Annotated in this window: 8 protein-coding genes; 2 read left to right on the top strand and 6 right to left on the bottom strand. The window is 65.1% G+C overall.

The window, feature by feature from the left end; genetic code table 11:
* Positions 1 to 24: 24 nt before the first annotated feature.
* Positions 25 to 591: a LuxR C-terminal-related transcriptional regulator gene (locus V9L21_RS18745; protein ID WP_258507463.1), complete on the top strand. Its 567-nt coding sequence runs from the start codon at positions 25 to 27 to the stop codon at positions 589 to 591.
* A gap of 148 nt (positions 592 to 739) precedes the next feature.
* Positions 740 to 886: a hypothetical protein gene (locus V9L21_RS18750; RefSeq protein WP_165442094.1), complete on the top strand. Its 147-nt coding sequence runs from the start codon at positions 740 to 742 to the stop codon at positions 884 to 886.
* A 29-nt stretch (positions 887 to 915) separates the two neighbouring features.
* Here V9L21_RS18750 and V9L21_RS18755 read toward each other — a convergent pair whose 3' ends face one another.
* The 6 genes from V9L21_RS18755 to V9L21_RS18780 all read right to left on the bottom strand — a co-directional run.
* Positions 916 to 1,887 carry a Bug family tripartite tricarboxylate transporter substrate binding protein gene (locus V9L21_RS18755; protein WP_337314436.1) on the bottom strand — a complete coding sequence of 324 codons (972 nt, stop codon included), beginning with the start codon at positions 1,885 to 1,887 and terminating at the stop codon, positions 916 to 918.
* Positions 1,888 to 1,934: 47 nt separating this feature from the next.
* Positions 1,935 to 2,315, bottom strand: coding sequence for a VOC family protein (locus tag V9L21_RS18760; protein WP_337314438.1), 381 nt, complete (start codon positions 2,313 to 2,315; stop codon positions 1,935 to 1,937).
* Positions 2,312 to 3,295, bottom strand: a complete 984-nt coding sequence (locus tag V9L21_RS18765) for a hydroxymethylglutaryl-CoA lyase (RefSeq protein WP_337314440.1) — start codon at positions 3,293 to 3,295, stop codon at positions 2,312 to 2,314. Before V9L21_RS18765 ends, V9L21_RS18760 begins: the two co-directional genes overlap by 4 nt.
* Complete coding sequence (locus V9L21_RS18770) at positions 3,292 to 4,467, bottom strand: CaiB/BaiF CoA transferase family protein (protein WP_337314442.1); 1,176 nt, start codon at positions 4,465 to 4,467, stop codon at positions 3,292 to 3,294. The genes V9L21_RS18765 and V9L21_RS18770 overlap by 4 nt, the downstream gene beginning before the upstream one ends.
* A gap of 116 nt (positions 4,468 to 4,583) precedes the next feature.
* On the bottom strand, positions 4,584 to 5,354 hold the full coding sequence (locus tag V9L21_RS18775; RefSeq protein ID WP_337314444.1) for a hypothetical protein: 771 nt from the start codon (positions 5,352 to 5,354) through the stop codon (positions 4,584 to 4,586).
* Positions 5,354 to 6,186: phospholipase D-like domain-containing protein (locus tag V9L21_RS18780; RefSeq protein WP_337314445.1), on the bottom strand; the 833-nt coding region annotated here is incomplete at its 5' end. The genes V9L21_RS18775 and V9L21_RS18780, both read right to left, overlap by 1 nt.

Consider the following 6,186-nt stretch of genomic DNA (forward strand, 5'->3'; position numbering starts at 1 on the left):
AGTATTTCGTAATGGTGACCCCCGATGCAGGAGATCGACTACCGCCTGGCCTTCGAGCATGCCCCCGTGGGCATGGTGGTTTCGCGCAACCGCACCATCGTGGCCTGCAACGAGCGGGTTTGCGAGATTTTTGGTGCAACGCCCTCCGCGCTGGTCGGGCATTCGTTCAGCATTCTGTACCCCAGCGTGGCGGAGTTCGAGCGCATCGGCAAGCGCATGGAGCCGTTCTTGAATGCCAGCGGCCGCTATGCCGACAACCGCATGATGAAGCGCCTGGGCGGCCTGCACGGCGCCATGGCCGGCGAAACCTTCTGGTGCCATGTCACCGGGCATGCGATGAACCGCGCCGCGCCGCACGAGGCCGGCATCTGGACCTTCGAAGACCTGGGTTCGCGCCGCGCCGTGAAGGCCGAGCTCACGCCGCGCGAGCGCGAAGTGGCCGCCCAGGTGATGCGCGGGCTCACGTCCAAGGAGATCGGCAAGGCGCTGGGCATCAGCCACCGTACGGTCGAGCTGCACCGCGCGCGGCTGATGCGCAAGTACGCGGCGGCCACCACGGCGGAGCTGGTGCAGAAGCTCATTGCCGGCTAATTCTTCGCAGCTACCCTGAACCGGTTCCGCGCCGATCGTTGCAAAAACGGAAACGCGGTGTCGCGCAAAGGCCTGTGCCGCAGTGCCTTGCGATGACTATCTTTGAGGCATGCGGACAAGTCGCCCGCAACCATTCAGGAGTACCGATATGACTACACCTCTTCATTCCGAAAAGAACCTTCTGCTCTCGTCGAAGCTGTCGGTTGCGCGGGCGCAAGCCCTGGCGTCGCACCGGCTGCCGGTCACGCTGACCCTGGCAGCCATCATTCTCTCGGTGCTCGGCGTCAAGCCATAGTGCCGTAATGCGTTGCGGCCCAAGCCCGTTCACTCGGGCTTGATGTCCGCCGCCTTGATCACCTTCGACCAGGCCACCAGTTCCTGGTCGACAAACTTGCTCAGCGCGGCGGAATCCATGTAGGTGGCAAAGGCGCCCTGCTCGTCCACCTTCTTGCGGAACGATTCGCTCTCGACGATCTTCTTGATCTCGGCGCTGAGCTTCGCCACCACTTCGGGCGGCGTCTTCGCCGGTGCGAACACCGCGAACCACGATTCCACTTCGTAGCCCGGCAAGCCTGCCTCCGCCGAAGTCGGCACATTGGGCATCGACGGGTGCCGCTTGCTGCCGGTATAGGCCAGCGTCTTCATGCGCCCGCTCGCGATGTGCCCGATAACCGAAGGCGGCGTGGTGATGAACATGTCCACGTTGCCCGCAATCAGGTCGTTGATGGCCGGGCCGGAGCCCTTGTAGGGCACGTGGGTCATCGGCTGCTTGGCCTGTCGCGAAAGCAGCTCGCCCGCAATGTGCTGGATCGATCCGTTGCCCGACGAGGCATAGAAGAGGCCGCCCTCTTTCTTCTTGCCGTGCTCGACCAGTTCCTTCATCGAGTTGACCGGCAGCTTGCCGCTGACGGCGACCACGTGCGGAGCGCGCATCACCATGGCTACCGGCACGAAGTCCTTGGACGGGCTCCACTTGAGCTGCGGATAGAGCGAGGGGTTGCCGACGTGGTAGCCCGAGTACTGCATCAGCAGCGTGTAGCCATCGGGTGCGGCGCGCGCCACGGCTTCGGTGCCGATGTTGCCGCTGGCGCCGGGCCTGTTGTCGACGACCACGGGCTGGCCCAGCGCGCGCTGCAGCGGCTCGCCGACCATTCGCGCCATGATGTCGGTGGACCCCGCGGGCGCGGTGGGCACGATGAAGGTGATCGGTTTCGATGGCCAGGTGTCGGCGCTGGCCGTGGTGGCTGCCAGTGCAAGGCCAAGGCTGGCTGTCAGGAGGCGAAGTGTGGTTTTCATGGTTTGTCTCGGGTGGTTTTTGTAGGTTGTCTTCGAAGCCGACGCCCTCAGGGCGCCAGCTCTGAAATTTCGATGAGGTTCAGGTCAGGGTCGCGCACATAGACCGAGCGGATACGCGATGTGGCGCCGGTTCGCATCACCGGGCCTTCGATGATCGGCACGCCTTTGTCTTCCAGCCGCGCGATCACATCGTCGAGCGGCACGCTCGCAATGAAGCACAGGTCCAGCGCCCCCGGCGTCGGCGCCTGCGCCTTGGGCTCGAACTCGTGGCCCTTCACGTGCAGGTTGATCTTCTGGTTGCCGAAGCGAAAAGCCTTGCGGCCCGGCCCAAAAGTCTCCAGCGTCATACCCATCACGTCGACGTAGAAGCGGGTGCAGGCCTGCTCATCCGTGGTGGTGAGCACCAGGTGGTCCAGATGGTCGATCATGTCTGCAGCTCCTTGCCGCGGCGCGCATGCGCACGCGCCGCGATGTCGTTGAAATCAGCCGGCGGCGCATGTCGTGTGAGCCGGTGGCCGGCGCGAGAGACCTGGCTCGGCAGAGCGTGCTGCACCAGGTTCTCGAGTTCCGACGCGGCTTCGATCAGGCCGTCGAGATTCATGCCGGTGTCATAGCCCATGCATTGCAGCATGTGCACCACGTCTTCGGTGGCCACATTGCCGGTGGCACCGGGTGCATAGGGGCAGCCGCCGATGCCCCCCAGCGACATGTCGAGGCGCTCTATGCCCGCCTCGACGGCGGCCACGGTGTTGGCAAGCCCCATGCCGCGCGTGTTGTGAAAGTGCGCCGTCCATTGCATTGCAGGGTGCCTTGCCAGCACCGCCTCGCAGATGGCCTGCACCTGCGTGGGAAAAGCCATGCCCGTGGTGTCGCACAGTGTGATGCCCCGCACCTGCAGCACGGCGAAGCGGTCGATCCATTCGAGCACCGTGGCCAGCGGCACCTCGCCCTCCATCGGGCAGCCGAACACGCATGAGAGCGAGACGTTCACCGGTACGCCGGCCTGCTTTGCCAGCGCGATGACTTCGGCCAGCTGGGCGAAAGACTGCTCACGCGTCATGCGCAGGTTGCTGAGGTTGTGCGTCTCGCTCACCGACATCACGATGTTGAACTCGTCGATGCGGCTTTCCAGCGCGCGCTCGGCGCCTCGCAGGTTTGGCACCAGCGCGGTGTAGACCACGCCGGGGCGGCGCGCGATGCGCTGCATCACCTCTTCACCGTCGCGCAGTGCCGGTATGGCCTTGGCGGAAGTGAACGAGGTCACCTCGATCTTGGCGTAGCCGAGCGTGCCCAGACGGTCGACCAATGCAATCTTGTCGTCTGGGGGAATGAATCGGCTCTCCATCTGGAAGCCGTCTCGCGTGGCTACTTCGTTGATGAAGAGCCGCTTGCCGTTGCCTGCTTTCATACGGCCTCGCTTTCTTCGGTGCGGCGTGCGGGCCAGCCCGCGCCCTGCAGCTGATCGGTGTGTTCGCCGAGCCGCGGCGCGGGGTGCGCAATGCGCCCGGGCGTGGCGCTGAGCTTGGGCACGACCCCGGGCACTTTGAGCGTACCACCGTCGGAGGTGCTCGCCTCCACGATCATCTGCCGCGACTGGTATTGCGGATCGGCTGCGATGTCGGCCACCGAGTAGATGCGCCCGACCGGCACGCCGGCCGCATCGAGCACCGCCAGCACTTCGTCGCGGCTGCGCTGGAGCGTCCAGGCCTCGATGGCGGCATCGATTTCTTCCACGCACGCCACGCGCCCGTCGTTGTGCGCCAGCCGCGCGTCGTTCTCCAGGTCGGCGCGGCCGATGGCCCGCATCAGCCGGCGGAAGATGCTGTCGCCGTTGCCCGCCACCAGCACGTAATGTCCGTCGCTGCACTTGTAGGCATTGGTCGGCGCGATGCCCGGCAACGCGCTGCCGGCACGCTCCCGCACCGCGCCGAACGCGTCGTATTCGGGGAGCAGGCTTTCCATCACGTTGAAGACCGACTCGTACAGCGCCACGTCGATGAATTGCCCTTCGCCGCCATGGGCCGTGCGGTGGTGCAGCGCGGTGAGCACACCGATCACGCCATGCAACGCAGCCAGCGTGTCGCCGAGCGATACCCCCACACGCACAGGCACCCGGCCTGGCTCGCCGCTCAGGTAGCGCAGCCCTCCCATCGATTCGCCGAGCACGCCGAAGCCCGGCTTGTCGCGGTAGGGGCCGGTTTGCCCGTAGCCGGAGATGCGCAGCATGATGAGCTTTGGGTTGAGCGAATGCAGCTGCTCCCAGCCCAGGCCCCAGCCTTCGAGCGTGCCGGGCTTGAAATTCTCGATCAGCACATCGGCCTCGAGTGCCAGTGCGCGCACGGCCTCCTGGCCTTCCGCGCTGCGCAGGTCGAGACACACCGATCGCTTGTTGCGCGACTGCACCTCCCACCACACCGAAGTGCCTTCGCGCAGCATCCGCCACTTGCGCAGAGGATCGCCGACGCCGGCGGGCTCGACCTTGATCACATCGGCGCCGAACTCCGCCAGCGTCTTGCCGGCGAATGGCCCGGCAATGAGCTGGCCGAGCTCCAGCACCTTGAGGCCTTCGAGTGCGTTCATCTGCGTCTGTCTCCTGTTGGAATGCCCCAACTCTAGGAACAGATCGCGTCCGCCGGAATTGCTCTGACGGCAGCACGCCTTCGCAAAATGCGAAGGCCGGTGCTGTGCTTGACTCCCTACTTCTTCTTGGCCAGCGCAGGCTTGGCCGCGGGCAGTGGCGCTTCAGGCGCCTTGACCCAGCCGCGCAGCACAACGCCCAGTAAGAGACCACCCGCGAAGATGGCCCAGTACATCCACACCGGCATGTTCTCCATGCCGCTGTGCAGGTTCATGCCGAATGCAGCGCCGACGGCCATCAGCGGAAAGGTCAGCGCCGCAATGGTGTTGAGCTTGTGCTGCGCGCGGCTGACTTCACGGGTAGAGCGTGCCTGCGCCTCGGCCGCGTGCGCGAGCCGATAGTCGAGCGACATGCGGGTATCGGCCAGCAGCAACTCCAGGCCGCGCGTGATCTCGACCGCCAGATCGCGCAGGTCGATCAGCATCAGGTCTTCCTTGACGGCATCGCGAGCCGCCTGCAAGGCGGCCTGCATGTTCATGGCGGCGCGGGTCAGCGGAATGAGCGGGCCAAGAACCTGGAACAGATCTTCGGAAGTTTCAGCGGCCGCGTGCCTGGTCTCGAAAGTAGCCAGCGCCGTGCGATAGCTTTCGAGCAGCTTGGCAAACGCCCGCTCGCCGGGGTTGTTGCCCTTGTGGAACCATGCGCCATCAGGCTTGCGCAAGAACACCGCCGGCTTGCGCTCCGCGCCGGGTCCGGCGGGCGGCTCGTGCAGGATTACCAGCAGGTGGCCCTGCTCGTGAATGATGCGCTGTGCACCGTAGCTGGTGCCTCCCAGCCGCTGCTGGATTTCAGGCGGCAGCTCCCAGTCGTAGTCGATTCTTCTTGGCATCAGGCGGCCTGCAGTTCTTTCCACAAGGTGTCGAATTCGTCCGCAAAGCGGCGCACGAGCGAGGGGTCGTTGCTCAAGATGACGTTCTCTTCGTTGTGCTCGCAGGCGCTACGGGTCCAGTTGTAGCTGCCGTTCAGCAACCGTGCGCCGTCGAAGATGGCGAACTTGTGATGCATGTGCGCCTCGGTGCGGTCCACCGCAATCGGAATGCCGGCCGCGCGCAACTGACCGACGTCGCTACCGCGATCGAATTCCTTGTCGTTGTCCGTAATAAAGCGCACCGCCACGCCGCGCCGGTGTGCGGCCAGCACCTCGGCGGTAATGCGGTCGTCCGAAAGCGTAAACACACACAGGTCGACCGAGCGCTTGGCGGCCTTCAGTTGCTGGTTGATCGCCTGCAGGCAAGCGGTGCCGGGGCTGAAGAAGGCCTGCGAGTGCACTGCAACGGCATCGGGCGAGCGGCCGGTGTCGATCGAGCGGACCACGCCTTCGAGCCACTTGAGCAAGGACAACTGCTCCGGATCTGCGGTGCGGGCGCGCACCAGGTCGAACGCACGATTGCGCAGTTGGCGTAGGCCGTCCTCGGGCGGGGAAGCTTCGCGCAATGTATGCACGAGAACGCGGCGCTCGTCGTCGCTCAGGCGCTCGTCGGCCATGGTGGCGTCTAGCTGGGCCAATAGTTCGGGAAGGGCCGACATGTCAGTGGTTCTCCGTGTTGCTGCGCCCGTGTTGGGGCTGTTGTTGGTGACGCTGTTGTTCAGGGCGCGTGCAAAGGCCACCGGGTACTCCCCTCCGCGAATGTCCCCCGCCTTCGGCTCCTCCTTTATTTCGC

This window comes from Variovorax sp. CCNWLW235 (assembly GCF_037204085.1).
GTDB lineage: Bacteria > Pseudomonadota > Gammaproteobacteria > Burkholderiales > Burkholderiaceae_C > Variovorax.

Excerpts from the sequence above, each read along its gene's own strand:
- V9L21_RS18755 (WP_337314436.1), bottom strand. The coding sequence starts at position 1,887 with ATGAAAACCACACTTCGCCTCCTGACAGCCAGCCTTGGCCTTGCACTG.
- V9L21_RS18775 (WP_337314444.1), bottom strand. The coding sequence starts at position 5,354 with ATGCCAAGAAGAATCGACTACGACTGGGAGCTGCCGCCTGAAATCCAG.
- V9L21_RS18765 (WP_337314440.1), bottom strand. The coding sequence starts at position 3,295 with ATGAAAGCAGGCAACGGCAAGCGGCTCTTCATCAACGAAGTAGCCACG.
- V9L21_RS18770 (WP_337314442.1), bottom strand. The coding sequence starts at position 4,467 with ATGAACGCACTCGAAGGCCTCAAGGTGCTGGAGCTCGGCCAGCTCATT.
- V9L21_RS18750 (WP_165442094.1), top strand. The coding sequence starts at position 740 with ATGACTACACCTCTTCATTCCGAAAAGAACCTTCTGCTCTCGTCGAAG.
- V9L21_RS18760 (WP_337314438.1), bottom strand. The coding sequence starts at position 2,315 with ATGATCGACCATCTGGACCACCTGGTGCTCACCACCACGGATGAGCAG.
- V9L21_RS18745 (WP_258507463.1), top strand. The coding sequence starts at position 25 with ATGCAGGAGATCGACTACCGCCTGGCCTTCGAGCATGCCCCCGTGGGC.